Genomic DNA, 23,532 nt, shown 5'->3' with positions numbered 1-23,532 from the left:
CCCCTGAAGAGCGAGCTGCGCTCGCTTCAGGGGCGCGGGGAACTGCGCGACCAGCCACGACGGCCGTCAGCCGGGGAACGACCGGGGTCAGCCCGGGATGAGGCCGTCGTCGGAGAGCATGTCGCGGACCTCGTCGAGTGTCGCGTCCGGGGCCGGGAGGATCAGCTCGGACGGCTCCAGGGAGTCGTCCGGGAGCGGCTCGCCGAGGCGGCGCACGGCGCCGAGGAGCGCGCCGAGCGTGCGCCGGAAGCCCTCCTCGTCACCGGTCTCCATCTCGGCGAGAAGCTCGTCGTCCAGCTTGTTGAGTTCGGTGAAGTGGCTGTCGGCCAGCTTCACCTGGCCCTCCCCCATGATCCGTACGATCACGTCGGCCTCCTCAGGGCTTGCCGCTACTGCTTGTCGAAGCGCGGGGTGTCGGTCGGCTGCTGGGCCTGCTGCGGCTGACCCTGCGCGCCACCCTCGATCGCCGCTTGCGACGAGGACGGACCGCCGGCCAGCTCCTGCTTCATCCGCTGCAGCTCCAGCTCTACATCCGTACCACCGGAGAGCCGGTCCAGCTCGCTCTGGATGTCGTCCTTGGCGAGCCCGGACTGGTCGTCCAGGGCGCCGGAGGCGAGCAGCTCGTCGATGGCGCCGGCCCGCGCCTGGAGCTGGGCGGTCTTGTCCTCGGCACGCTGGATCGCCATGCCGACGTCGCCCATCTCCTCGGAGATGCCGGAGAAGGCCTCACCGATGCGGGTCTGCGCCTGGGCCGCCGTGTAGGTGGCCTTGATGGTCTCCTTCTTCGTACGGAAGGCGTCGACCTTGGCCTGCAGACGCTGGGCCGCGAGAGTGAGCTTCTCCTCCTCGCCCTGCAGCGTCTGGTGCTGCGTCTCCAGGTCCGTGACCTGCTGCTGGAGCGCGGCACGGCGCGAGAGCGCCTCGCGGGCCAGGTCCTCGCGGCCGAGCGCGAGCGCCTTGCGGCCCTGGTCCTCCAGCTTGGAGGACTGGCCCTGGAGCTGGTTCAGCTGCAGTTCCAGGCGCTTGCGGCTGGTCGCGACGTCCGCGACGCCGCGGCGCACCTTCTGCAGCAGCTCCAGCTGCTTCTGGTAGGAGTAATCGAGGGTTTCGCGCGGGTCCTCGGCCCGGTCAAGGGCCTTGTTCGCCTTCGCGCGGAAGATCATCCCCATACGCTTCATGACACCGCTCATGGGCTTCGCGCGCCCCCTTCTACTGACTGATCAAGCCGACGGTCCAGCTCCGGCACTGCGACACACCCCACAGTACGGGTCCTTCATCTATTACCGCACTGTCCAGGTGCGGATGCGCTCATCCCCAAGGACGACTGCGTACGGTCCCGCTCCGGCGCAAGGAGTAGGTGTCCCCCCAGGAGGTGTCCGGACGCACCCGGTGTGTCCCCATGTGCCTCTATGGACGCAGGGTGTTGCCGGATCGTTCCCCATGGGCCTGTGGTCCATGCACGACCACCACGTACCCTTGGCTTTTGTGTTCCGTAGCCGATCCAAGGACGACAAGGCGCCGGCCGACAAGGCCCCGGTGACCTCTCTGTCCAAAGAGACCCGTGACCCGCAGGCGCCCAAGGGCCGCCCCACGCCCAAGCGCAGCGCGGCTCAGTCGCAGCGCCGCAGCGTGGCCAACACCAAGATGTCGCCGAAGGAGGCCCGCAGCCGACAGCGCGACGAGCGGCGTTCCGCGATGGAGAAGCAGCGCGCCGCGCTCGCCAGCGGCGACGAGCGCTATCTGCCCGCCCGCGACAAGGGTCCGGTGCGGCGCTACGCCCGCGACTTCGTCGACTCGCGGTTCTGCATCGCGGAGTACTTCCTGCCGATGGCGGTGATCATCCTCGTCCTGAGCATGGTCCGCGTCGGCTCGCTGCAGAACATCGCGCTGCTGCTGTGGCTCTTCGTCATCATCGCGATCGTGGTCGACTCGGCCATCACCGGGTTCCGCCTGAAGAAGCTCCTCGCGGAGAAGTTCCCGGACCAGCGCCGCAAGGGCGCGGTCGCGTACGCCCTGATGCGCACGCTTCAGATGAAGCGGCTGCGGCTGCCCAAGCCGCAGGTCAAGCGCGGAGAGCGGCCCTGAGCACCGACGCGTTCACCGGCCGGGCGCCGGGCGCCTGGCTGGAGAAGCTGGGCGGTCTGCGCAATGTCGTACGGCAGGAACTGGTGTCCCGGCAGCTCGACGAGCAGATAGCCGGGCGCTTCCCCGTCGGGCAGCGGCTGCGGGTGCTCGACGTCGGGATGGGCCAGGGCACCCAGGCGCTGCGCCTGGCGAAGGCCGGGCACAAGGTGACCGGCGTGGACCAGGACCCCGCGATGCTCGCCGCCGCGCGGGCCGCGCTCGCCCTGGAGCCCGCGGGCGTGCAGGACCGGGTGCGGTTCGTCGAGGGCAGCGGCATGGAGACGGGCGTCCATTTCCTGCCCGGCAGTTTCGACGTCGTGCTCTGTCACGGCGTCCTGATGTACGTCGACGAGCCGGACGCGCTCCTCGCAGGACTCGCGCGGATGCTGGCGCCGGGGGGTCTGCTCTCCCTGCTCGTACGGAACGCGGACGCGCTGGCCATGCGGCCGGGTCTGGCCGGCGACTGGGTCACCGCGCTCGGCTCCTTCGACACGCTGAAGTACACCAACCGCCTCGGCCTGGACGTCCGGGCCGACCGGCTCGACGCGCTGACGGCGACCCTCGCCGGGATCGGGGCGCCGCTGCACGCCTGGTACGGGGTGCGGGTATTCACCGACCAGGCGGGCGACGCCGCGGTGGTGCCGGAGCACGGGGAGTTGCAGACGTTGCTCGCCGCCGAGGAGCGCGCCGGGCGCAGCGAGCCGTACCGGCGGGTGGCCGCGCTGCTGCATCTGTGCGGTGTGCGGGGCTGACCCCTGCGCCGCGGGGGTCCGCTGTTCGGCCGCTCAGCAGGGGCGCCCGCCCGGGGCGAACGTGACAATCCGGGCATGACTGCTTCTTCGCGTACGCGTACGCGCCTCGTGCTCCCCGCGGCCGCCATCGTCTGCTCGGCGGCGCTCGTCGGGGGCTGCTCCGACTCCGGCTCCTCGAACGCCGCGGCGTCGGGCGACGGCTCCACCACACAGGCCGCCGCGGCCTCGGGCGGCAACGACCTTCAGGACGCGTACCAGGAGGTCATCAAGGACGTCCTGCCGTCCGTCGTGCAGGTCCAGGCGTCGTCCGATCTCGGTTCCGGTGTCGTCTACGACGACAAGGGGCACATCGTGACGAACGCGCATGTGGTCGGCAACGAGAAGACGTTCAAGGTGACGACGTCGACGAGCGAGGACGAACTGACGGCGAAGCTCGTCTCCGCGTATCCGGACCAGGATCTCGCCGTCATCAAGCTGGACAAGGTGCCGGACGGGCTGAAGGCGGCGAAGTTCGGGGATTCGTCGAAGGTCGAGGTCGGGCAGATCACGCTGGCGATGGGCTCGCCGCTCGGGCTGTCGTCGAGCGTCACCCAGGGCATCGTGTCGGCGACCGGCCGGACCGTGAGCGAGGGGCGCTCGGGCGGCGGCACCGGCGCGACCATCGCCAACATGGTGCAGACGTCTGCGGCGATCAACCCCGGCAACAGCGGGGGCGCCCTGGTCGGCCTGGACAGCAAGGTCATCGGCATTCCCACGCTGGCGGCGACCGACCCCGACCTCGGGGACAGCACCGCGCCGGGCATCGGGTTCGCGATCCCCGCGTCGACGGTGACGGACATCGCCGACCAGATCGTCAAGGACGGCAAGGTGACCGACTCCGGGCGGGCCGAGCTGGGCATCACCGCGCGCGTGGTCGTCGACGGTGACCTTCGGGCGGCCGGGGTGTCGGTGGTCTCCGTGACCGACGGCGGGCCCGCCGACAAGGCCGGGCTGCGCGCCGGTGACGTCATCACTGCCTTGGGCGACGAGAAGATCACCACGATGACCTCGCTCCAGGAGGCCCTGGCCGACGAGAAGCCGGGCGACAAGGTCAAGGTGACCTTCACCCGCGACGGCACCGAAAAATCGGCCGACGTCACCCTCGGGGAGATGTAAAAAGCGCCCCGTAAGGGGCGCGGGGAACTGCGCGAGCAACCACGACGAAAGCCGCAGACGCGTCTGCTCATGTACCGAGCAGACGCGTCTGCTCATGTACCGAGCAGACGCGTCTGCGGCTTTTCTGTGGCTGAGCGCGCCCACGCGGCGGAGCCGCAAATCGACACAGCCCCGCGCCCCTGTCGGGGCTCTAAGCGGAAGCGTCCTCGGCGTGAAGGCTCATCGGGCCGTAGATCTCGTTGGTCTCCTCGAAGAGGGTGACCTGGTCGGCGCCGCCCTCCGCGAGTTCCTTCCAGTACTCCCCGATCCAGGACTCCGCGTCACCCTGGGTGGGAAACTCCTCCGGCTGCACCGCCGGAGGCACCTCCGTCCCGTCGGACTTTTCGAACCGCCACGTCCACGCCGCCATGTCAGCCTCCCGGTATCGGATGTCCGATGCGCGATGTCTCTGGAAGCCTAGCCGGGCGCGCGGCAGCCGAAGCCGCGCGGGAGGATCTTCCTGTGGAACTGACACTGCTCGGCACCGGTGCCCCCGAAGGACTGCCCCGCCCCGACTGCCCGTGCGCCGCCTGCGCGGGCGCGCTCGGCGCGGACGCCCGTGGCGCGACGGCGCTGCTGATCGACAAGGCGCTGCTGCTCGATCTGACGCCGGGCGCGGTGTTCGTCGCCGCCCGCGCGGGGCACAGCCTCGCCGGGGTGCGGCAGGTGCTGCTCTCGCATCCGCACGACGGGCCCGCCGTGGAGGTGCCCGCCGGGCTGCCGCAGCCGGTGCGGGTGCCGGACGGGCGCGAGCTGGCGCTGATCAGCGGGCACCGGGTGCGGGCGCTCGCCCTCGACGCCCCCGGCACCGGCTACGAGGTGACCGGACCCGACGGTGAGCGGGTGCTGTATCTGCCGCCGGGGGCCGCGCCCGCCGGGCTCGACGAGGCGCGGGCACCGTACGACATGGTGCTCGCCGATGTGGTGGGGCGGCCGGACGCGCTGGCGCGGCTGCGGGCCGTCGGCGCCGTCGGGCCGACCACGGACGTCGTCGCCGTGCACCTCGGGCACGACGTGCCGCCGGGCGCCGAGCTGCCCCGGCGGCTCGCGGCGGTCGGCGCCCGCGCGGTGCCGGACGGGACGACGCTGGACGTCGGCGCGTACGAGGACGTGCCGGACGTGCCGCGCAGGACGCTGGTCCTCGGGGGTGCCCGGTCGGGCAAGTCGGTCGAGGCCGAGCGGCGCCTGGAGGCGTTCCCCGATGTGCTGTACGTGGCGACGGGCGGCACCCGGGGCGGCGACGCCGAGTGGGCGCAGCGGGTCGGCGCGCACCGGGAGCGGCGGCCCGGGTCGTGGCGGACCGCCGAGACCTGCGATCTCGAACCGCTGCTCGCCGACACCTCGGACACCGCCCCGCTGCTCATCGACTGCCTGTCGCTGTGGCTGACGTACGCCATGGACGAGGTCGGGGCCTGGGACGACGCCGAGTGGACGGGCGGCGGCGAGAAGGCGCTGCGGGAGCGGGTGGCCGCGCTGGTGGCCGCCGTGCGGTGCACCCGGCGCACGGTCGTGGCCGTCTCGAACGAGGTGGGGTCGGGGATCGTGCCCGCCACCGCCTCCGGGCGGCGCTACCGCGACGAGCTGGGCCGGCTGAACGCCGCGTTCGCCGCCGAGTGCGAGCACGTCCTGCTCGTCGTCGCCGGGCAGGCCCTCGCGCTGCGCGGCTGACGCGGAGCCGGGCGGGTCAGGACGGGTCGGGGTTGCGGCGCGCGACGACCCGGTACGCGTTGGAGAAGCCGGTGCGGCCGGCCGGCGGGGCGAGGAGCCGGTCGGCCGCATGGGCGGCGAGGACCGCGGGGGTGCTCGCGTACGTCAGGGCCCGGCGCAGCCCGCGCTGGAAGTCGCTGGGGGCCTTGGTGCGCCACGGGTCGTCGGCGGCGGGCAGCCAGTGGCCGAGGAACAGCGCGCAGGCCGCCGTCAGATCGAGCGGCTGATGGGGTTCGCGGCGGTCGACGGCGACGACCGTGTAGCCGAGGGCGGCCAGTTCGGTGCGCAGGTTGGCGAGCGGGATGAGGTGCAGGTGCTGCGGCTGGAAGTACGAGACCCACCACTTCCCGAGCAGCTTCGCGTAGCGGCTCTCGGGGTCGGGCAGTTCGATCATGAGGTGGCCGCCGGGGCGCAGGACGCGGTGGGCGGCCTTGAGTTCCTCGCGCGGGTCGAGGGAGTGCTCCAGGTAGTGGAACATGCTCATCGCGTCGTAGCGGCCCGCGAGGCGGGGCGCGAGTTCGGTGAGGAAGCCGCGGTGGGCCTCCTCGACGCGGCCGGCCCTGCGGCCCTCCTCGACGGCGTCACCGATGTCGAGGCCGTCGAACGCGGTGTAGGGCAGGACGTCCTTGGCGACGGCCGGGAAGTGGCACGGCCCGGTGCCGACGTCGAGCCAGGCCTCCGGTTCGATGTGCCGGAACATGGCGCGGGCGGCGGCCCGGTGGCGCTTGGCGGAGGTGGGGGCGGCGAAGATCTTCCCGGCGTGGCCGGCGCGCAGGCCGTCGTAGAAGTCCCGGTAGTAGAAGTTCAGGCCCTCGGGGGTCAGGCGGGGGTTCTGGAAGGAGTGGTCGCAGGCCCGGCACTGGTCGACGGTGAACGTGCCGGGCTTGTGCTGGAGGAGGTCCGTGGTGCGCAGCCGGGTGCGCAGCTTCGTGGAGCCGCACCAGGGGCAGTCGGGGCGGCGCGGCTCGTGGAAGCGTTCGGTGCCCCGGGCGAGTTCGGTGAGGTAGGCGGGGCGGCGCTCGGCCACGGCCTGGGCTGTCGGGGGCATGGGACTCCTTCGGCTCCACGGGCACGGGCGGGACGGCGGCCGCGATACGACAGCGCGGTACGACACCGCGGTACGAAAATCCGAACGGCGATCCGATACGAAAGGGAACGTAAGGGATCACCAGCGGCCTTTCAATGACGCTGCGGGGTCGACACATCGCATGGCGTAACCGGCCGCGCGGGGGCCCCTCGGCGCCTGCTCCCGCCCCGGCCGGGACAGCCGGAACTCCGGGCGATCGGGGCCGGTACTGTTCGGCGAATGAGCTCGCTGAATCTCGACGACTTCACCGACCTGATCGAGCGCCCCGACGGCGGTATGCGCCGCGACGCCGAGGAGCGCAGGGCGCGCTTCGCCGTGCCGCCCGGTGCGCTCGGCCGCCTGGACGAGCTGGGCGAATGGCTCTCGGCCGCCCAGGGCGCCGTGCCCGTGCGGCCGGTCGCGCAGGCGCGCGTGATCGTCTTCGCGGGCGATCACGGAGTGGCGGGTCTCGGCGTGTCGAAGCGGGCCGCCGGCACCGCGGCGGAGCTGGTGCGCGAGGCCGTCGAGGGCGGCTCCGCGGGCGCGGTGCTCGCGCGCCGGCTGGGCGTCGGCGTGCGGATCGTCGACCTGTCGCTCGACTGCGAGCCGGGCGAGCTGCCCGAGTCCGTGGAGAACCGGCGGGTGCGGCGCGGCTCCGGCAGCATCGACACCGAGGACGCGCTCACGCTGGAGGAGGCCGAGCAGGCGTTCCGCGCGGGCATGGCCGTCGCCGACGAGGAGGCCGACTCCGGTACGGATCTGGTGGTGCTCGGCGATCTCAGCGTCGGCGGTACGACGGCGGCGGCCACGCTCATCGCCGCGCTGTGCGGCACGGACGCCTCCGTCGTCACCGGGCGCGGCGGCGACCCCATCGACGACCTGGCCTGGATGCGCAAGTGCGCGGCCGTCCGCGACGCGCTGCGCCGGGCACGGCCGGTCCTCGGCGACCAGTTGCAGCTGCTCGCGACGGTGGGCGGCGCCGATCTCGCGGCCGCGACCGGTTTCCTGCTCCAGTGCGCGGTGCGCCGTACGCCGGTGATCCTGGACGGCGTCGTCTCCGCGGCCTGCGCGCTGGTCGGCCAGCGCGTCGCGTTCCGCGCGCCGGACTGGTGGCTGGCGGGCCAGACCAGCGGCGAGCCCGCGCAGGCCAAGGCGCTGGACCGGATGGCCATGGAGCCGATGCTCGACCAGGGTGTCAAGGTGGGCGGCGGCGCGGGTGCGCTCCTCGCCCTTCCCCTGGTCCAGGCCGCGGCGGCCCTCGCCGCCGAACTCCCCGAGGCCCAGTAGGGGCGCGGGGAACTGCGCGAGCAACCACGACGAAAGCCGCAGACGCATCTGCCCGGTACATGAGCAGACGCGTCTGCGGCTTTTATGCGGTTGCTCGCGCCCCTGACGGGGCTGAGGACAAATCACCCAATAAGCTCCCAGCATGGGCCCCGCACGGACAAGCACACTCACTTCACGTCGCGCCGCGAGTTTCACCGTCTGGTACCTGCGGATCGTCACCTGCATCAATCTGCTGAGTGCCGTGTGGGTCTCGTTCGGCAACGACCTCCGGCGCCACAACTCGGAGAACTACTTCACCCCCTACCTGCTCGCCGCAGGCTTCTCGTCGGCGGTCGTCGCCTGGTTCCTGGCCATCACGATGCGCCGCCGCAAGCGCGCGGCCTGGATCCTCAACCTCGTACTGAGCGGCCTGTTCCTCCTGCTGTTCGCCCTCGTGATGGTCTTCCCCGAGGTCCGGCAGTACGCGCAGAACTGGATCTCGCTGGTGCTGACGGCGGCGTTCGTCGTCGCCCTCCTCCTCGGACGGCGCGAGTTCTACGCGAAGGGCGACCGCTCCAACGCGAAGCTGGCGGCGGCCGTCGCGGTCGGCGGGCTCCTGGTGACGTCACTGTTCGCGACGTTCCTGGTGACGGTCACCAACCACGCGCACGACCCGCACCGTTCGACGTTCCTGGAGCGCTGGCGCTACGGCACGCTGCGGCTGATCTCGGTCGCCACCGACGACTCCCGCTTCCCCGGCATCGCCACCCCGAACTGGGTCAACGTCGTCATCAACATCCTCTCCACGGCCCTGCTGATCGCCGTCGTCTACGCCGCGTTCCGCTCCCGCCGCGCCGTCGACCTGCTCACCACCGACGACGAGGCGCGGCTGCGCGCCCTGCTCGGCAAGGAGGGCGAGCGCGACTCGCTGGGCTACTTCGCGTTGCGCCGCGACAAGAGCGTCGTGTGGTCGCCGACCGGGAAGGCCGCGGTGACGTACCGGGTGGTCGGCGGGGTGTCGCTGGCCTCCGGCGACCCGATCGGCGATCCCGAGGCCTGGCCCGGCGCGATCGAGCCGTGGCTCGCCGAGGCGCGGGCGCACGGCTGGCTGCCCGCGGTGATGGGCGCGAGCGAGGAAGCGGGCACCATCTACGCCCGGCACGGCCTCGACGCCCTCGAACTCGGTGACGAGGCCATCGTCGAGACGGCCGACTTCACCCTCGAAGGACGGGCCATGCGCACCGTCCGCCAGGCCTACAACCGCGTCAAGCGCGCGGGCTACACGGTCCGCGTCCGCCGCCACGAGGACATCCCGGCCGAGGAACTGGCGTACCTCCTCAAGCGCGCCGACGACTGGAGGGACGGCGCCACCGAACGCGGCTTCTCCATGGCGCTCGGCCGGCTGGGCGACCCGGGCGACGGACAGTGCATGATGCTCGAATGCACCGACGGGGAGGGCGAGTTGAAGGCGTTGCTCTCCTTCGTGCCCTGGGGCCCGCACGGACTGTCCCTCGATCTGATGCGCCGTGACCGCGACGCCGAGAACGGCCTGATGGAGTTCATGGTGATCGAACTCCTCCAGCACGCACCCGAGATCGAGATCACTCAGGTCTCGCTCAACTTCGCCATGTTCCGCTCCGTCTTCGAACGTGGCGCGCGACTCGGCGCGGGCCCGGTGCTGCGCCTGTGGCGTGCGCTGCTCAGCTTCTTCTCGCGGTGGTGGCAGATCGAATCGCTGTACCGGGCCAACGCCAAGTACCGGCCCATCTGGGAGCCCCGCTTCCTGCTCTTCGAAAAGAGCGCCGACCTGCCGCGCATCGGCCTGGCGTCGGCCCGCGCCGAGGGCTTCCTCGAAGTGCCCGGACTGCCGAAACGGCTGGGCCGCCGGTGAAGGAAGCGGCCCGCGCGGAGTGGGGTCCGCTGTACAGAGCCGTCCGCGACGGGCTCGCCGCGCGCCGCCTGCGGGCTATCCCGCTGACCCTGGCCGCGGTCTGCCTGACGGCGCTTTTCCAGTACGTGCAGAACCAGTCCTGGGGCTATCGGATCGTGCAGGACATCGGCGCGGTGCGGGCCGAGGACCCGCTGCCGGTCGCCCTGCTGCGCACCCCGCTGTCGCTGTTCGTCCCCGCCCTCGACCTGCCCGTGTGGGGCGCGCTCGTCCAGATCCTGGTGGTCTTCGGGATCGCGGAGATCTGTCTGGGGCGCCCGCGCACCCTGCTCATCGCGTACGCGGCCACGCTGGGCGGCACGCTGTTCGCGCGCCTGGCCATCGGCGCCGGCTGGCTGCCCGCGTCCGACGCGCGGATCGTCGACACCGGCCCGTCGGCGGCCGTGGTCGGGCTCGCGGTGTACGTGTGCTGGCGCTACCGGGCGCGGTTCACCTGCGCGGTCGTCGTCGCCACGATGGTCGTCGAGTGCGCGGTCAAACCGAACCTCGCGGGCTGGGAGCATCTGGCCGCGATCGCCGCCGTCCTCATCGTGTGCGCGGCTCGCTCGTCGGTTCGCGGAAGCCGCCGACCAGATCCTGGAAGCGCCGGCTGATCCGCAGCCAGCGGCGGTCGTGCTTGTAGGCCCGCAGGATCGAGCGGGCCCGCGCCCGGTGCCGGCGGCGGTACCAGCGGCGGGCCCAGGCGGAGTCGGGCCGGGCCAGGCGGATCGCACCCCACCAGGCGACGAACGGCACCAGGACGCCCACGAGCGCCATCCGCGGTTTGCCCTTGAGCATGGTCACCACCACGAACAGGAAGTTCAGGGTGAGCGTGACGATCAGGGCCGCCCGGTCCTGCTGCTCGTCCTGCGTCATGTCGTCGACGCCGAGCGGCGAGAACCCGCTCACGACCAGGCCGCCGAGGGCCGCCGCGAGCACCACCACCTCGACGCTCTGCCGCCCCTGGTCGGTCCAGTAGACGTCGTCCAGGTGCAGGACGAGCGCGAACTCGTCGAGCACCAGGCCCGCCCCGACCCCGAACACGACGGCGAAGAGGCATGCGCCGAAGCCGTGCCGGTCGCTGCCCACCGCGCCGAACCCGCCGACGACCATGAGCACGATGCCGGGCACCACGTGGTGGATGTGCAGCCCGCCCGGCGAGATGTCGCGGAACGGGCCGCGGCCCGCCCGGATCAGCCGGGTGACCGTACGGGTGATCAGGAACGTGGCGATGAACGTGACCAGTGCGAGGAGCACCGGCAGCTTCCCCGGTTCCGTGATGTTGCGGTTCCACCAGTCGCCCATGGGCCCATCCTGCTCGCGGCGGGCGGGCGCCGCCCGCCCTGTGGTCCACCCCGGGTAATCTCCCCCGGTGTCCGCAACGAACCCCCGCGCCTCCCTCGCCGACGGCATCCGTTTCGCCTTCGGCACCCTGACCGTGCTGCCCGTCCGGGTCACCCGCTGGGACCGCGCGGCGGCCCGCGCCGGAATGCTGTCCGCTCCGCTCGCGGGCCTGGTCGTCGGTCTCTGCGCGGGCGCGCTCGGGGCGGCGCTGTCCTTCCTCGGCGCGGGCGCCCTGCTCTGCGCGGTCGCCTCCGTCGCGGTGCCGGCCGTCCTCACGCGGGGCCTGCATCTGGACGGGCTCGCGGACGTCGCGGACGGGCTCGGCAGCGGCAAGCCTCCGGCGGACGCCCTGGCCATCATGAAGCAGTCGGACATCGGGCCGTTCGGTGTCGTCACGCTGGTCCTCGTGCTGCTCGCGCAGGTCGCCGTGCTGGCGCAGTTGTTCGCGGAGTCGTGGACGCGGGGGGCCGTGGCGGCGGCCGTGTGTGCGGTGACGGCCCGTCTCGCGCTGACGTTCGCGTCGCGGGTGGGGGTGCCGGCCGCCCGTCCGGAGGGGCTGGGCGCCGCCGTCGCCGAGACCGTGTCCCGGCGGGGCGCGCTGATCGCCGGGATCGTGGTCGTCGCGGTGGTCGCGGGGCTCTCGTGGCAGGGGGGTGCGGCGGTCGTACTCGGCTGTGGGGCCGGGGAGTTGATGCTGCGGCGGTGTGTTGTGCGGTTCGGTGGGGTGACCGGGGATGTCTTCGGCGCCGTCGCCGAGGTTGCCGGGACGGCGGCGCTGGTGGTCCTGGCCTTCTGAACGTGCGCGCACCTTGCGTGCCTGGGCCGGTCGGCCACCCGCGGCCCGGTGACCGCTTCTCGCGCAGTTCCCCGCGCCCCTGGGTTGTTTGCCAGCTGACGGCCGGTGGCCGCTTCTCGCGCAGTTCCCCGCGCCCCTGGGTTGTTTGCCAGCTGACGGCCGGTGGCCGCTTCTCGCGCAGTTCCCCGCGCCCCTGAGGCAGGCGCTTCGCGCCGCCTCCCCCTGAGGCTGCGCTACGCGCGCCTCCACCCGAGGCAGGGGGACGCGTCCACCCGAGGCAGGGGGGCGCGCCTCCACCGGGGCAAGGGGCACGCCTCCAGCCGAGGCAGATGGCGCACCGCCCCTGGAGATCGCGCACGAAGTGCGCATCTCCAGGGGCGCGGGGAACTGCGCGACCAGCCCCCACCGGGCCGCACGCAAACGACAACCCGATAAGGGGCGCGGGGAACTGCGCGAGAAGCGGTCGCCGGGCCGCGCCCTGCCGACGACGCAACAGAGGCGCGGGGAACTGCGCGGGCACCCCGCGCGGGCTCTCCGACCTCGGCGGCGCGTTTCGGCCGACGCGGCGTAGGCTCGGGCGAGGGCCATACAACCCCATGGGCCCGGCAACGATGCCAGCCCCACCGATGAAAGAGAGACCTCACCACCGTGACTGCTCTGACTCTCAGCACCGCCGCGGCCGCCGGCCTGCGCGCCGACGCGATCGTCGTCGGTATCGCGAAGGGTGCCGCCGGCCCGGTCGTCGCCCCCGGCGCCGAGGCCGTCGACAAGGCGTACGACGGCAAGCTCGCCTCCGTCCTGGAGACCCTCGGGGCCACCGGCGCCGAGGGCGAGGTGACCAAGGTCCCCGCGCCCTCCGGGTTCAAGGCGCCGGTCGTGCTGGCGGTCGGTCTCGGCAGCGAGCCCGAGAAGGACGAGATCTACGAGGCCGACGCGCTGCGCCGCGCCGCCGGTGTCGCCTCCCGCGCGCTCAGCGGCTCGAAGAAGGCCGCGTTCGCGCTGCCCGTCGAGGACGCCGAGGACGCCGGTGCGATCGCGGAGGGCGCGCTGCTGGGCGCGTACTCCTTCGACGCCTACAAGGACATGGCCGCCAAGGGGTCGGACCCGAAGAGCGACGCCAAGGCGCCGCTCGCCGAGATCGCCCTCCTCGGCGGCAAGCCGCGCGACAAGGCGTTCAAGGCCGAGATCGAGCGTGCCCTCGCCCTCGCCGAGGAGCTGAACCGCGCCCGCGACCTGATCAACACCCCGCCGAACGACCTGAACCCGGAGGCCTTCGCCGCCGTCGCCACGGCCGCGGGCAAGGAGCACGGCCTCAAGGTCCAGGTGCTCGACGTGAAGGCGCTGGAGAAGGGCGGCTACGGCGGCATCCTCGGCGTCGGCGCCGGTTCCGCCGCGGGTCCCCGCCTGGTGAAGATCTCCTACTCGGCAGGCCGCGGCAAGAAGCACCTCGCCTACGTCGGCAAGGGCATCACGTACGACTCGGGCGGCATCTCGCTGAAGCCGGCCGGGCACAACGAGACGATGAAGTGCGACATGGCCGGCGCCGCCGCCGTGTTCGCCGCCGTCGTCACCGCGGCCCGCCTGAAGCTCGACGTCAACGTGACGGGCTGGCTGGCGCTCGCCGAGAACATGCCGTCCGGCTCCGCCACCCGTCCGGGCGACGTGCTGCGCATGTACTCCGGCAAGACCGTCGAGGTCCTCAACACGGACGCCGAGGGCCGTCTGGTGCTGGCCGACGCGATCGCCAAGGCCTCCGAGGAGACCCCGGACGCGATCGTCGACGTGGCGACGCTGACCGGCGCGATGGTGCTGGCGCTGGGCAACCGCACCTTCGGCATCATGGCCAACGACGAGGCGTTCCGTACGTCGATCCACGAGGTCGCCGAGGAGGTCGGCGAGCCGTCCTGGCCGATGCCGCTCCCGGCCCACCTGGTCAAGGGCATGGACTCCCCGACCGCCGACATCGCCAACATGGGCGAGCGGATGGGCGGCGGCCTGGTCGCCGGTCTGTTCCTGAAGGAGTTCGTCGGCGAGGGCATCACCTGGGCCCACCTCGACATCGCGGGCCCGGCCTTCAACGAGGGCGGCCCGTTCGGCTACACGCCGAAGGGCGGCACCGGTTCCGCGGTCCGCACGCTGGTCCGGCTCGCCGAGCGCACCGCCGCCGGCGACCTCGGCTGAGGCAGCAGCGACTGGTGACAGCCCCGGGGCGAACCCCCGGGGCTGTTCGCTTTCGACGAAATCCGCAGGTATGACGTCCTTGTCACTCGCGTTTGCGGTGTAACAGGGGTCTCACCGCCCGGCCCGACGTCCCGCATGCCTTCGACAAGTGCGAGGATGGGGGCGGCAGGACAGGGCCCCACCCGAGGGCCGAAGAACGAGCGGCCGCACACCAGCCGCCGCCCGGTCGCTGAAGACCGGCGTACGGCGCACATGCATGGAGGACGTGACGTGGCGAACGACGCCAGCACCGTTTTCGACCTAGTGATCCTCGGCGGTGGCAGTGGCGGTTACGCCGCGGCCCTGCGCGGAGCGCAGCTGGGCCTGGACGTCGCCCTGATCGAGAAGAACAAGGTCGGCGGTACCTGCCTGCACGTCGGCTGCATCCCCACCAAGGCGCTTCTGCACGCCGGTGAGATCGCCGACCAGGCCCGAGAGTCCGAGCAGTTCGGCGTGAAGGCCACCTTCGAGGGCATCGACATGCCCGCCGTGCTGCGGTACAAGGACGAGGTCATCTCCGGCCTCTACAAGGGCCTGCAGGGGCTCATCGCCTCCCGCAAGGTGACGTACATCGAGGGTGAGGGCAAGCTCTCCTCCCCGACGTCCGTGGATGTCAACGGCCAGCGCATCCAGGGCCGCCACGTGCTCCTCGCGACCGGCTCCGTGCCGAAGTCGCTGCCGGGCCTGGAGATCGACGGCAACCGCGTCATCTCCTCGGACCACGCGCTGACGCTGGACCGGGTTCCGAAGTCCGCGGTCATCCTGGGCGGCGGCGTCATCGGCGTCGAGTTCGCCTCGGCGTGGAAGTCCTTCGGCACCGACGTCACCATCGTCGAGGGCCTCAAGCACCTCGCCCCGCTCGAGGACGAGAACAGCTCCAAGCTTCTTGAGCGGGCGTTCCGCAAGCGCGGCATCAAGTTCAACCTCGGCACGTTCTTCGAGAAGGCCGAGTACACGCAGGACGGCGTCCGCGTCACCCTCGCCGACGGCAAGACCTTCGAGGCCGAGGTACTCCTCGTCGCCATCGGTCGTGGCCCCGTCTCGGCCGGTCTCGGCTACGAGGAGCAGGGCGTCGCGATGGACCGCGGCTACGTCCTGGTCGACGAGTACATGCAGACCAACGTGCCGACGATCTCGGCCGTCGGTGACCTCGTCCCGACGCTCCAGCTCGCGCACGTCGGCTTCGCAGAGGGCATCCTGGTGGCGGAGCGGCTGGCCGGTATCAAGACCGTGCCGATCGACTACGACGGTGTGCCGCGGGTGACGTACTGCCACCCGGAGGTCGCCTCCGTCGGTATCACCGAGGCCAAGGCCAAGGAGATCTACGGCGCGGACAAGGTCGTCGCTCTGAAGTACAACCTGGCGGGCAACGGCAAGTCCAAGATCCTCAAGACCGCGGGCGAGATCAAGCTCGTCCAGGTCAAGGACGGTGCCGTGGTCGGCGTCCACATGGTCGGCGACCGCATGGGCGAGCAGGTCGGCGAAGCCCAGCTGATCTACAACTGGGAAGCGCTGCCCGCCGAGGTCGCCCAGCTCATCCACGCCCACCCGACGCAGAACGAGGCGCTCGGCGAGGCCCACCTGGCGCTCGCGGGCAAGCCGCTGCACTCGCACGACTGAGCCCCGCCCCCGTCGCAACCGGGCGCGACGACCGACCACCAGACTTCCGCACTGCGTTGCCGCGCACTGCACATCGTTAAGGAGCAACAGAAACCATGGCGGTTTCCGTATCCCTTCCGGCGCTCGGTGAGAGCGTCACCGAGGGCACTGTCACCCGCTGGCTCAAGGCGGAGGGCGAGCGCGTCGAGGTCGACGAGCCGCTGCTCGAGGTCTCGACCGACAAGGTCGACACCGAGATCCCCTCCCCCGCTGCCGGTGTCCTGGCCTCCATCAAGGTCGCCGAGGACGAGACGGTCGAGGTCGGCGCAGAGCTGGCCGTCATCGACGACGGCTCGGGCGCCCCCGCCCCCCAGGAGGCCCCGCAGCAGGCCGCCCCCGCCGCCGAGGCCCCGGCCCCTGCCCAGGAGCAGCCCGCCCCCGCGCAGGAGGCCCCTGCCGCCCCCGCTGCCTCCGGCGGTTCCGCCGAGGGCACCGACGTGACGCTGCCCGCCCTGGGCGAGTCCGTCACCGAGGGCACCGTGACCCGCTGGCTGAAGGAGGTCGGCGAGGAGGTCGCGGAGGACGAGCCGCTGCTCGAGGTCTCGACCGACAAGGTCGACACCGAGATCCCCTCCCCTGTCGCCGGCGTTCTCCTGGAGATCGTCGTCGGTGAGGACGAGACCGCCGAGGTCGGCGCCAAGCTCGCCGTCATCGGTGCTCCCGGTGCCGCTCCGGCCGCCGCCGCCCCGGCTGCTCCGGCCGCCCCGGCCCCGGCTCAGGAGGCCCCGGCCGCGCCTGCCGCCCCGGCGCAGCCCGCCGCTCCGGCTCCGGCTCCGGCCCCCGCGGCTCCGGCCGCTCCGGCCGCCGCCGCCCCGGCTCCGGCCCAGCCGGCCGCCCCGGCCCCCGCGCCGGCGCAGCCCGCCGCCCCGGCCGCTCCGGCCAAGCCCGCCGCCACCCCGGCGGACGACGGCGCCTACGTGACCCCGCTGGTGCGCAAGCTCGCGTCCGAGCAGGGCGTGGACCTGTCCACCGTCCAGGGTTCCGGCGTCGGTGGCCGGATCCGCAAGCAGGACGTCATCGCCGCCGCCGAGGCCGCGAAGGCGAAGGCCCCGGCCGCTGCCCCGGCCGCCGCCGCCGCGCCGAAGGCCCCGACCCTGGAGGCCTCGCCCCTGCGCGGCCAGACGGTCAAGCTGCCGCGCATCCGCAAGGCCATCGCGGACAACATGCACAAGGCGCTGCAGGAGCAGGCTCAGCTGTCCTCGGTCATCGAGGTCGACATCACCAAGCTGATGAAGCTCCGCAACAAGGCCAAGGACGGCTTCGCCGCCCGCGAGGGCGTCAAGCTCTCCCCGATGCCGTTCTTCGTCAAGGCCGCCGTCCAGGCGCTGAAGGCCCACCCGGTCATCAACGCCCGCCTGAACTACGACGAGGGCACCATCACCTACTTCGACTCCGAGAACGTCGGCATCGCCGTCGACTCGGAGAAGGGCCTGATGACCCCGGTCATCAAGGGTGCCGGTGACCTGAACATCGCGGGCATCGCCAAGAAGACCGCGGAGCTGGCCAACAAGGTCCGCACGAACAAGATCGCCCCGGACGACCTGTCGGGCGCCACCTTCACGATCTCCAACACGGGCTCGCGCGGTGCGCTCTTCGACACGGTCATCGTCCCGCCGAACCAGGTCGCCATCCTGGGCATCGGTGCCACGGTCAAGCGCCCGGTCGTCATCTCGGACCCGGAGCTCGGTGACACGATCGCCGTCCGTGACATGACGTACGTGACGCTCTCCTACGACCACCGTCTGGTGGACGGCGCGGACGCCGCCCGCTACCTGACCACGGTCAAGCAGATCCTCGAGGCCGGCGAGTTCACCGCCGAGCTGGGTCTGTAAGCAGCAGCTTCACCAGCGACGAGGCCCCCGTCCGGAGTTCCGCTCCGGACGGGGGCCTCGTCGTGTCCGCACCACGGTTGCGTGCCGCCGCAGCAGAATGGTCGCGCGCACGCCGGGCACGTCTCTGTAACCGGCATCACCCGTGGCAAGGGCGACGGTGCCCTTTCTGTCCAGGGGCCCGGCCGTATTGTCTAAGGGTCCCTGCCGAGCCACCGGGTCCGTACAGCCAAGGAGCCCCCCATGACCGCGCCCGTCATCCACTCGCTGCGCGAACAGATCCGCGAGCACATCGTGGAGGGGATCGTCAGCGGCCGCTGGAAGCCGGGCGAGCGGATCGTGGAGCGCCGCATCGCCACCGAGCTGGAGGTCAGCCAGACGCCCGTACGGGAGGCGCTGCGCGAGCTGGAGTCGCTGCGGCTGATCGAGTCGGCGCCGAACAAGGGCGTGCGCGTACGGAACCTCTCCGCGGCGGATCTGGAGGAGAGCTACCCGGTGCGTGCGGGCCTGGAGGCCATCGCGGCCGAGCTGGCCGCCGAGCGGCTCGCCGGGGACTGCTCGGCCCTTGAGCCGCATGTCGCCGCGTTGTACGTCGCCGACCGGGAGACCGACGGGACCGCTCAGGTGCGGCACACCGTCGGTTTTCACCGGGAGATGGTGCGGGCCGCGGGGAACTCGGTGCTGCTGCACACCTGGGAGGGGCTCGGGATCGAGGTGTTCACGGCGTTGTCCATCCGGTGGCTGGGGACGGTTCAGCAGTCGTACGCCGAGGAGCACGCCGATCTCGTTTCCGCTTTTCAGCGGCGGGATCCTGATATCGCGGCGCTGGTCAAGGCGCATGTTCTGGGGTGTGCTCCGCGCGCGTGAGCTGCGTCTCGTCTGCCGTGTGCGGTGCGTCGCAGGGTGATCGCCGTGTGTGGCTGATCGCGCCCACGCGACGGAGTCGCACATGTCACAGCCCCGCACCCCCGGAGGGGCACTGCGTGCCCTCCATCAGGGCACGCTGTGCCTACTTTCTTGATCTGAAGAGGTTTTGCCCTTCAACCCTTTGATCGATCATCGATCAGGGAGTTACAGTCGCCGACGGGTCCCCACCGGGACCTCGCCCTGTCCTGCCAAAGACAAAGGGCACCCAACCCCACCCCCTTCGACTCAGGAAGGCGTGCGGCGACTATGACCGACCCCATGCGCATCCAGCCGAGCGAGCTCGACCAGCTCCCGGACCGCGACCCCGAGGAGACCGCCGAATGGCAGGCCTCCCTGGACGCCGTTACCCAGGCGGCCGGGCCGCACCGTGCCGCGCAGCTGATGCGGCGCACGCTGGAGCGCGGCGAGGCCGGCGGCCTGCCGCTGCCCAAGCTCCTGTCGACCGAGTACATCAACTCGATCCCCACCTCCGCCGAGCCGGACTTCCCCGGTGACGAGGAGCTGGAAGCCAAGATCACCGCGTACAACCGCTGGAACGCGGCCGCGATGGTGACCCGTGGCAGCAAGCACGGCGTCGGCGGCCACATCGCCACCTTCGCGTCGGCCGCCTGGCTGTACGAGACCGGCTTCAACCACTTCTTCCGCGGGAAGGAGGGCGACGGCTCCGGCGACCAGCTGTACATCCAGGGCCACGCCTCCCCCGGCATCTACGCCCGCGCCTTCCTCGACGGCCGCCTCTCCGAGGCGCAGCTCGACAACTTCCGCCGCGAGGCGGGGGGCAACGGCCTGCCGTCGTACCCGCACCCGCGCCGCCTTCCGTGGCTGTGGGAGTTCCCGACCGTGTCCATGGGCCTCGGCCCGCTGTCCGCGATCTACCAGGCGCGGTTCAACCGCTACCTGACCGCGCGGAACATCAAGGACACCTCGAACTCGCACGTCTGGGCCTTCCTCGGCGACGGCGAGATGGACGAGCCCGAGTCGACCTCGGCGCTCACGCTCGCCGCCCGCGAGGGTCTCGACAACCTGACCTTCGTCATCAACTGCAACCTGCAGCGCCTGGACGGCCCGGTCCGTCCGAACTTCCGCGTCGTGCAGGAGCTCGAGGCGCAGTTCCGCGGCTCCGGCTGGAACGTCATCAAGTCGATGTGGGGCAACGCGTGGGACGAGCTGTTCCAGCTCGACACCACCGGCGCGCTCCAGGAGCGGCTCCGTGAGGTCCCGGACGCCCAGTTCCAGACGTACCAGACGCGCGACGTCGCCTACATCCGCGAGAACTTCTTCGGCACCAGCCCGGCGCTGATCGAGCTCGCGAAGGTGCTGTCCGACGACAAGATCTCCGAGTGCTTCCACGTCTCGCGCGGCGGCCACGAGCCCCGCAAGGTGTACGCGGCGTACCGCGCGGCCGTCGAGCACAAGGGCGCGCCGACCGTGATCCTCACGCAGACCGTGAAGGGCTTCACGCTCGGCAAGGGCTTCGAGTCGAAGAACGCCAACCACCAGATGAAGAAGCTGACGATCGACGAGTTCAAGGGGATGCGTGACCTCCTTGACCTGCCGATCCCGGACAGCCGCTTCGAGGACGGTGTCGTTCCGTACGCGCGTCCCGCCGAGGGCTCGCCCGAGCTGCGCTACCTCGCCGAGCGCCGTGCCGCCCTCGGTGGCCCGGCCCCGGCCCGCCGTACGCAGCCGCTCGCGCCGCTGCCCGCGCCCGCCGACAAGGCGTTCGCCTCGTTCGACAAGGGCTCCGGCAACCAGTCGGTCGCGTCGACGATGGCGCTCGTACGGCTCCTGAAGGACCTCGTACGGGACAAGACGTCCGGCAAGCGCTGGGTGCCGATCATCCCCGACGAGGCGCGCACCTTCGGCATGGAGTCGCTGTTCCCGTCGCTCGGCCTGTACTCGCCCAAGGGGCAGACGTACGACCCGGTCGACCGTGACCAGCTCATGTACTACAAGGAGTCGCAGTCGGGCCAGATCCTCAACGAGGGGATCAACGAGGCGGGCTCGCTCGCCGACTTCATCGCCGCCGCCACGTCGTACTCGACGCACGGCGAGCAGATGATCCCGCTGTACATCTTCTACTCGATGTTCGGCTGGCAGCGCACCGGCGACCAGTTCTGGCAGCTCGCCGACCAGATGGGCCGCGGCTTCGTCGTCGGCGCCACCGCGGGCCGGACGACGCTGACCGGTGAGGGCCTCCAGCACGCGGACGGCCACTCGCCGATGATCGCGGCGACCAACCCGGCGGCCCTGTCGTACGACCCGGCCTTCGCGTACGAGATCGCGGTCATCATGAAGGAAGGTCTGCGCCGTATGTACGGCGAGGCCAAGCCGGGCGAGGACCAGGACGTCTTCTACTACCTGACGGTCTACAACGAGCCGATGCCGCAGCCGGCCAAGCCGGGCGTGGAGGGTCTCGACGAGGCCATCATCAAGGGCCTGTACCGCTTCAACACGGCGGAGACCGCGGGTGTGGACGTGGCGGCAGCCAACGCGCCGCGCATCAACCTCATCGGTTCCGGTACGGCCATCCACTGGACCCTCAAGGCGCAGCAGCTGCTCGCCGAGGAGTGGGGCGTGGCCGCCGACGTGTGGTCGGCCACCTCCTGGACCGAGCTGCGCCGTGACGCCCTGGAGGCCGACGAGGCGCTGCTGAAGGGCGAGGAGCGGATCCCGTTCGTCCGTCAGGCGCTCTCCGGCGCGCAGGGCCCGGTCCTGGCCGTCTCCGACTACATGCGCCAGGTTCCGGACCAGATCGCGCAGTGGGTCGAGCAGGACTACACCTCGCTCGGTGCGGACGGCTTCGGCCTCTCCGACACCCGTGAGGACGCCCGCCGTCACTTCGGCGTCGACGCCGAGTCGATCGTCGTCGCGGCCCTCGCCCAGCTCGCCCGCCGCGGCGAGGTCAAGGCGACGGCCGTGAAGGAGGCGCGCGAGCGCTACGGCCTGTAAGGCTCCCGTACGTGGCTGATGACGCCCCCGCCGGTGACGGCGGGGGCGTTGTCGTACCCGGGCGGCATGATGGGCGGCATGCGTGCTGCCCGCCTGATCAAGATGGTGCTCCTGCTCCAGTCGCGGCCGTCGATGACCGCTGCGGAGCTGGGGCGCGAGCTGGAGGTTTCCGAGCGGACCGTCACACGGGACGCGCAGGCGCTGAGCGAGGCGGGCGTCCCGGTCTACGCGGACCGCGGCCGGGCCGGTGGCTACCGCCTCATCGGCGGCTATCGCACGCGTCTGACCGGGCTCGCGCGCGGTGAGGCGGAGGCGCTGTTCCTGTCCGGGGTGCCGGGGGCGCTGCGCGAGATGGGCCTGGACGACGCGGCGTCGGCGGCCCGGCTGAAGGTGTCGGCGGCGCTGCTGCCGTCGCTGCGGGACGCGTCGCGGACGGCGGCGCAGCGCTTCCATCTGGACGCGCCGGGCTGGTTCCACGAGCCGCGCACGCCCGAGCTGCTGCCCTCGATCGCCGAGGCGGTCTGGGACGACCTGGTGCTGCGGGTCTCGTACGGCAGACAGGGCTCGGTCGTGGAGCGGGAGCTGGAGCCGTACGGGCTCGTGCTGAAGGCCGGTGTCTGGTACCTGGCGGCGCGGGTGCGCGACGATGCTCGCGATTTCCGGGTGTACCGCATCGACCGGATCGAGTCGGTGGCGGTGCCGGCCGATGCCCGGCGCTTCGAGCGCGACGAGGAGTTCGAACTGCCCGCGTTCTGGGCGGAGCGTGCCGAGGAGTTCGCCCGGGCGATCCTGCGGGCCGAGGTCGTGGTGCGGCTGACGGCTTCCGGCGTACGGCAGCTGCCGTACGTCACGGGCCAGGTGTCCGCACGGGAGGCCCTGGCCACGGCCGGGGCAGAGGCCGACGGGCGGGTGACCGTGACGCTGCCGGTCGAGTCGGAGGACGTCGCGTACACGCAGCTCATGACGCTCGGCCCGGAGGCGGAGGTGGTGGCTCCGGACGCGCTGCGGGAGCGGTTCGTGGCCGCGGCGCGGCGGATGGGCGGATGGTACGGGTGAGCGGCGGGTGCCCTGGGCATGTGCATGCATAACGAAGTGGCGTTCCTCCGCCGCTCCGCGTGCGCCCCCAGGGTCCAGGGCCGATGCTTGACCCGTGATGGACGAGACCGAGTTCTGGGAGATCGTGGACAGCACCCGCGAGGCCGCCGAGGGCGACCCCGAGGACCATGCCGAGCTGCTCGTCGACAGACTGCTGCAGTTCGATCCCGACCGGGTGCTCGATTTCGCCCGCCACTTCGAGTCCCGCTACAACCGGGCGTACCGGTGGGATCTGTGGGGCGCGGCCTGGGTGCTGCTCGGTGGCGCGAGCGACGACTCCTTCGACTTCTTCCGGTGCTGGCTGATCGGGCAGGGCCGGGAGGTCTTCGAGGGGGCGCTGCACGATCCCGACTCGTTGGCCGAGCTGTTGGGGGAGTTCGACGACGAGGTGGACGGGGACGGGGAAGAGTTGGGCTATGCCGCCGACGAGGCCTACGAGGAGCTGACCGGCACCGTCGCCGCCGACCTCGGCATCCCGCCGGCCCCGGCCGAACCGGAGGGCACGCCGATCGACTTCGAGAACTCATCGGCGCTGGCGGACCTGTACCCCAACCTGACGCACCGCTTCGGATAGCCGGTCGCCCGGTGGGTGGCTGTTCGCGCAGTTCCCCGCGCCCCTGAATGATCCGCGTCTGCCCCACGGGGGTTCGTCGCCACCTGCCGGCCGGTGGCCG

General features: G+C 71.7%; 20 protein-coding genes. 15 read left to right on the top strand and 5 right to left on the bottom strand.

The genetic code is table 11. The features are described from left to right. Nucleotides 1-87 precede the first annotated feature (87 nt). Both ACFVDP_RS36075 and ACFVDP_RS36070 read right to left on the bottom strand, forming a co-directional pair. Nucleotides 88-366 (bottom strand): hypothetical protein, encoded by a 279-nt coding sequence (locus ACFVDP_RS36075; RefSeq protein ID WP_383499188.1) that lies wholly within the window; start codon nucleotides 364-366, stop codon nucleotides 88-90. Nucleotides 367-389: 23 nt separating this feature from the next. Beyond that, nucleotides 390-1,190 carry a PspA/IM30 family protein gene (locus ACFVDP_RS36070; protein ID WP_383499185.1) on the bottom strand — a complete coding sequence of 267 codons (801 nt, stop codon included), beginning with the start codon at nucleotides 1,188-1,190 and terminating at the stop codon, nucleotides 390-392. 250 nt (nucleotides 1,191-1,440) lie between these two features. On the opposite strand from ACFVDP_RS36070, the gene ACFVDP_RS36065 reads away from it, so the two are divergent. From ACFVDP_RS36065 to ACFVDP_RS36055, 3 genes are all read left to right on the top strand, one after another. Then, nucleotides 1,441-2,085, top strand: coding sequence for a DUF3043 domain-containing protein (locus ACFVDP_RS36065; RefSeq protein ID WP_383499182.1), 645 nt, complete (start codon nucleotides 1,441-1,443; stop codon nucleotides 2,083-2,085). An 83-nt stretch (nucleotides 2,086-2,168) separates the two neighbouring features. After that, on the top strand, nucleotides 2,169-2,876 hold the full coding sequence (locus tag ACFVDP_RS36060) for a class I SAM-dependent methyltransferase (protein ID WP_383499179.1): 708 nt from the start codon (nucleotides 2,169-2,171) through the stop codon (nucleotides 2,874-2,876). A gap of 75 nt (nucleotides 2,877-2,951) precedes the next feature. Continuing rightward, nucleotides 2,952-4,031 carry a S1C family serine protease gene (locus tag ACFVDP_RS36055; RefSeq protein ID WP_383499176.1) on the top strand — a complete coding sequence of 360 codons (1,080 nt, stop codon included), beginning with the start codon at nucleotides 2,952-2,954 and terminating at the stop codon, nucleotides 4,029-4,031. Nucleotides 4,032-4,221: 190 nt separating this feature from the next. Here the strand turns inward: ACFVDP_RS36055 and ACFVDP_RS36050 are convergent, their stop codons facing one another. Beyond that, nucleotides 4,222-4,440 (bottom strand): hypothetical protein, encoded by a 219-nt coding sequence (locus ACFVDP_RS36050; RefSeq protein ID WP_383499173.1) that lies wholly within the window; start codon nucleotides 4,438-4,440, stop codon nucleotides 4,222-4,224. Nucleotides 4,441-4,532: 92 nt separating this feature from the next. Here ACFVDP_RS36050 and ACFVDP_RS36045 point away from each other — a divergent pair, with 92 nt between their 5' ends. Continuing rightward, nucleotides 4,533-5,738 (top strand): bifunctional adenosylcobinamide kinase/adenosylcobinamide-phosphate guanylyltransferase, encoded by a 1,206-nt coding sequence (locus ACFVDP_RS36045; RefSeq protein ID WP_383499170.1) that lies wholly within the window; start codon nucleotides 4,533-4,535, stop codon nucleotides 5,736-5,738. A 16-nt stretch (nucleotides 5,739-5,754) separates the two neighbouring features. Here the strand turns inward: ACFVDP_RS36045 and ACFVDP_RS36040 are convergent, their stop codons facing one another. Then, nucleotides 5,755-6,825, bottom strand: a complete 1,071-nt coding sequence (locus tag ACFVDP_RS36040) for a class I SAM-dependent methyltransferase (RefSeq protein ID WP_383499167.1) — start codon at nucleotides 6,823-6,825, stop codon at nucleotides 5,755-5,757. A gap of 258 nt (nucleotides 6,826-7,083) precedes the next feature. Here ACFVDP_RS36040 and ACFVDP_RS36035 point away from each other — a divergent pair, with 258 nt between their 5' ends. The 3 genes from ACFVDP_RS36035 to ACFVDP_RS36025 all read left to right on the top strand — a co-directional run bounded on the left by ACFVDP_RS36035 (nucleotide 7,084) and on the right by ACFVDP_RS36025 (nucleotide 10,650). Next, the gene (locus tag ACFVDP_RS36035; RefSeq protein WP_383499165.1) at nucleotides 7,084-8,130 is read left to right on the top strand and encodes a nicotinate-nucleotide--dimethylbenzimidazole phosphoribosyltransferase; all 1,047 of its coding nucleotides are present in this window, start codon (nucleotides 7,084-7,086) and stop codon (nucleotides 8,128-8,130) included. Nucleotides 8,131-8,272: 142 nt separating this feature from the next. Beyond that, nucleotides 8,273-10,000, top strand: a complete 1,728-nt coding sequence (locus ACFVDP_RS36030) for a phosphatidylglycerol lysyltransferase domain-containing protein (protein WP_383499162.1) — start codon at nucleotides 8,273-8,275, stop codon at nucleotides 9,998-10,000. Further along, a complete protein-coding gene (locus ACFVDP_RS36025) occupies nucleotides 9,997-10,650 on the top strand; it encodes a hypothetical protein (protein ID WP_383499159.1) in 654 nt (217 codons plus the stop codon). Before ACFVDP_RS36030 ends, ACFVDP_RS36025 begins: the two co-directional genes overlap by 4 nt. Here the strand turns inward: ACFVDP_RS36025 and ACFVDP_RS36020 are convergent. Then, nucleotides 10,583-11,341, bottom strand: a complete 759-nt coding sequence (locus ACFVDP_RS36020; protein ID WP_383499156.1) for a hypothetical protein — start codon at nucleotides 11,339-11,341, stop codon at nucleotides 10,583-10,585. The genes ACFVDP_RS36025 and ACFVDP_RS36020 overlap by 68 nt on opposite strands. Nucleotides 11,342-11,408: 67 nt before the next feature. Between ACFVDP_RS36020 and cobS the strand changes: the two genes are divergently transcribed. The 8 genes from cobS (at nucleotide 11,409) to ACFVDP_RS35980 (ending at nucleotide 23,432) form a co-directional block, all read left to right on the top strand. Beyond that, nucleotides 11,409-12,176: an adenosylcobinamide-GDP ribazoletransferase gene (gene cobS, locus ACFVDP_RS36015; RefSeq protein ID WP_383499153.1), complete on the top strand. Its 768-nt coding sequence runs from the start codon at nucleotides 11,409-11,411 to the stop codon at nucleotides 12,174-12,176. Nucleotides 12,177-12,824: 648 nt separating this feature from the next. Then, entirely contained in the window at nucleotides 12,825-14,357 is a 1,533-nt protein-coding gene (locus tag ACFVDP_RS36010) for a leucyl aminopeptidase (RefSeq protein ID WP_383499150.1), read from the top strand. A 270-nt stretch (nucleotides 14,358-14,627) separates the two neighbouring features. Then, nucleotides 14,628-16,016 carry a dihydrolipoyl dehydrogenase gene (gene lpdA, locus ACFVDP_RS36005; protein ID WP_383499147.1) on the top strand — a complete coding sequence of 463 codons (1,389 nt, stop codon included), beginning with the start codon at nucleotides 14,628-14,630 and terminating at the stop codon, nucleotides 16,014-16,016. Between the two features lie 95 nt (nucleotides 16,017-16,111). Further along, nucleotides 16,112-17,887, top strand: a complete 1,776-nt coding sequence (gene sucB, locus ACFVDP_RS36000; RefSeq protein ID WP_383499144.1) for a 2-oxoglutarate dehydrogenase, E2 component, dihydrolipoamide succinyltransferase — start codon at nucleotides 16,112-16,114, stop codon at nucleotides 17,885-17,887. A 240-nt stretch (nucleotides 17,888-18,127) separates the two neighbouring features. Further along, nucleotides 18,128-18,751 carry a GntR family transcriptional regulator gene (locus ACFVDP_RS35995; RefSeq protein ID WP_383499141.1) on the top strand — a complete coding sequence of 208 codons (624 nt, stop codon included), beginning with the start codon at nucleotides 18,128-18,130 and terminating at the stop codon, nucleotides 18,749-18,751. A 306-nt stretch (nucleotides 18,752-19,057) separates the two neighbouring features. Next, the gene (aceE, locus tag ACFVDP_RS35990) at nucleotides 19,058-21,763 is read left to right on the top strand and encodes a pyruvate dehydrogenase (acetyl-transferring), homodimeric type (RefSeq protein ID WP_383499138.1); all 2,706 of its coding nucleotides are present in this window, start codon (nucleotides 19,058-19,060) and stop codon (nucleotides 21,761-21,763) included. 78 nt (nucleotides 21,764-21,841) lie between these two features. Then, nucleotides 21,842-22,819, top strand: a complete 978-nt coding sequence (locus tag ACFVDP_RS35985) for a helix-turn-helix transcriptional regulator (RefSeq protein ID WP_383499135.1) — start codon at nucleotides 21,842-21,844, stop codon at nucleotides 22,817-22,819. 97 nt (nucleotides 22,820-22,916) lie between these two features. Continuing rightward, a complete protein-coding gene (locus tag ACFVDP_RS35980; RefSeq protein ID WP_383499210.1) occupies nucleotides 22,917-23,432 on the top strand; it encodes a DUF4240 domain-containing protein in 516 nt (171 codons plus the stop codon). The last annotated feature ends 100 nt before the right edge of the window (nucleotides 23,433-23,532 follow it).

Source organism: Streptomyces sp. NPDC057694, assembly GCF_042799415.1.
Classification (GTDB): Bacteria; Actinomycetota; Actinomycetes; order Streptomycetales; family Streptomycetaceae; genus Streptomyces.
The sequence above is the reverse complement of the archived record's forward strand: the minus strand, read 5'-3'. Positions and strand labels throughout refer to the sequence as shown.

Bases quoted from the DNA above. Each gene is read 5' to 3' on its own strand.
- ACFVDP_RS36070 (WP_383499185.1), bottom strand. From the start codon at position 1,190: ATGAGCGGTGTCATGAAGCGTATGGGGATGATCTTCCGCGCGAAGGCG.
- ACFVDP_RS36065 (WP_383499182.1), top strand. From the start codon at position 1,441: ATGGGCCTGTGGTCCATGCACGACCACCACGTACCCTTGGCTTTTGTG.
- ACFVDP_RS36055 (WP_383499176.1), top strand. From the start codon at position 2,952: ATGACTGCTTCTTCGCGTACGCGTACGCGCCTCGTGCTCCCCGCGGCC.
- ACFVDP_RS36050 (WP_383499173.1), bottom strand. From the start codon at position 4,440: ATGGCGGCGTGGACGTGGCGGTTCGAAAAGTCCGACGGGACGGAGGTG.
- ACFVDP_RS36040 (WP_383499167.1), bottom strand. From the start codon at position 6,825: ATGCCCCCGACAGCCCAGGCCGTGGCCGAGCGCCGCCCCGCCTACCTC.
- ACFVDP_RS36035 (WP_383499165.1), top strand. From the start codon at position 7,084: ATGAGCTCGCTGAATCTCGACGACTTCACCGACCTGATCGAGCGCCCC.
- ACFVDP_RS36030 (WP_383499162.1), top strand. From the start codon at position 8,273: ATGGGCCCCGCACGGACAAGCACACTCACTTCACGTCGCGCCGCGAGT.
- ACFVDP_RS36020 (WP_383499156.1), bottom strand. From the start codon at position 11,341: ATGGGCGACTGGTGGAACCGCAACATCACGGAACCGGGGAAGCTGCCG.
- sucB (WP_383499144.1), top strand. From the start codon at position 16,112: ATGGCGGTTTCCGTATCCCTTCCGGCGCTCGGTGAGAGCGTCACCGAG.
- ACFVDP_RS35995 (WP_383499141.1), top strand. From the start codon at position 18,128: ATGACCGCGCCCGTCATCCACTCGCTGCGCGAACAGATCCGCGAGCAC.
- aceE (WP_383499138.1), top strand. From the start codon at position 19,058: ATGACCGACCCCATGCGCATCCAGCCGAGCGAGCTCGACCAGCTCCCG.
- ACFVDP_RS35985 (WP_383499135.1), top strand. From the start codon at position 21,842: ATGCGTGCTGCCCGCCTGATCAAGATGGTGCTCCTGCTCCAGTCGCGG.
- ACFVDP_RS35980 (WP_383499210.1), top strand. From the start codon at position 22,917: ATGGACGAGACCGAGTTCTGGGAGATCGTGGACAGCACCCGCGAGGCC.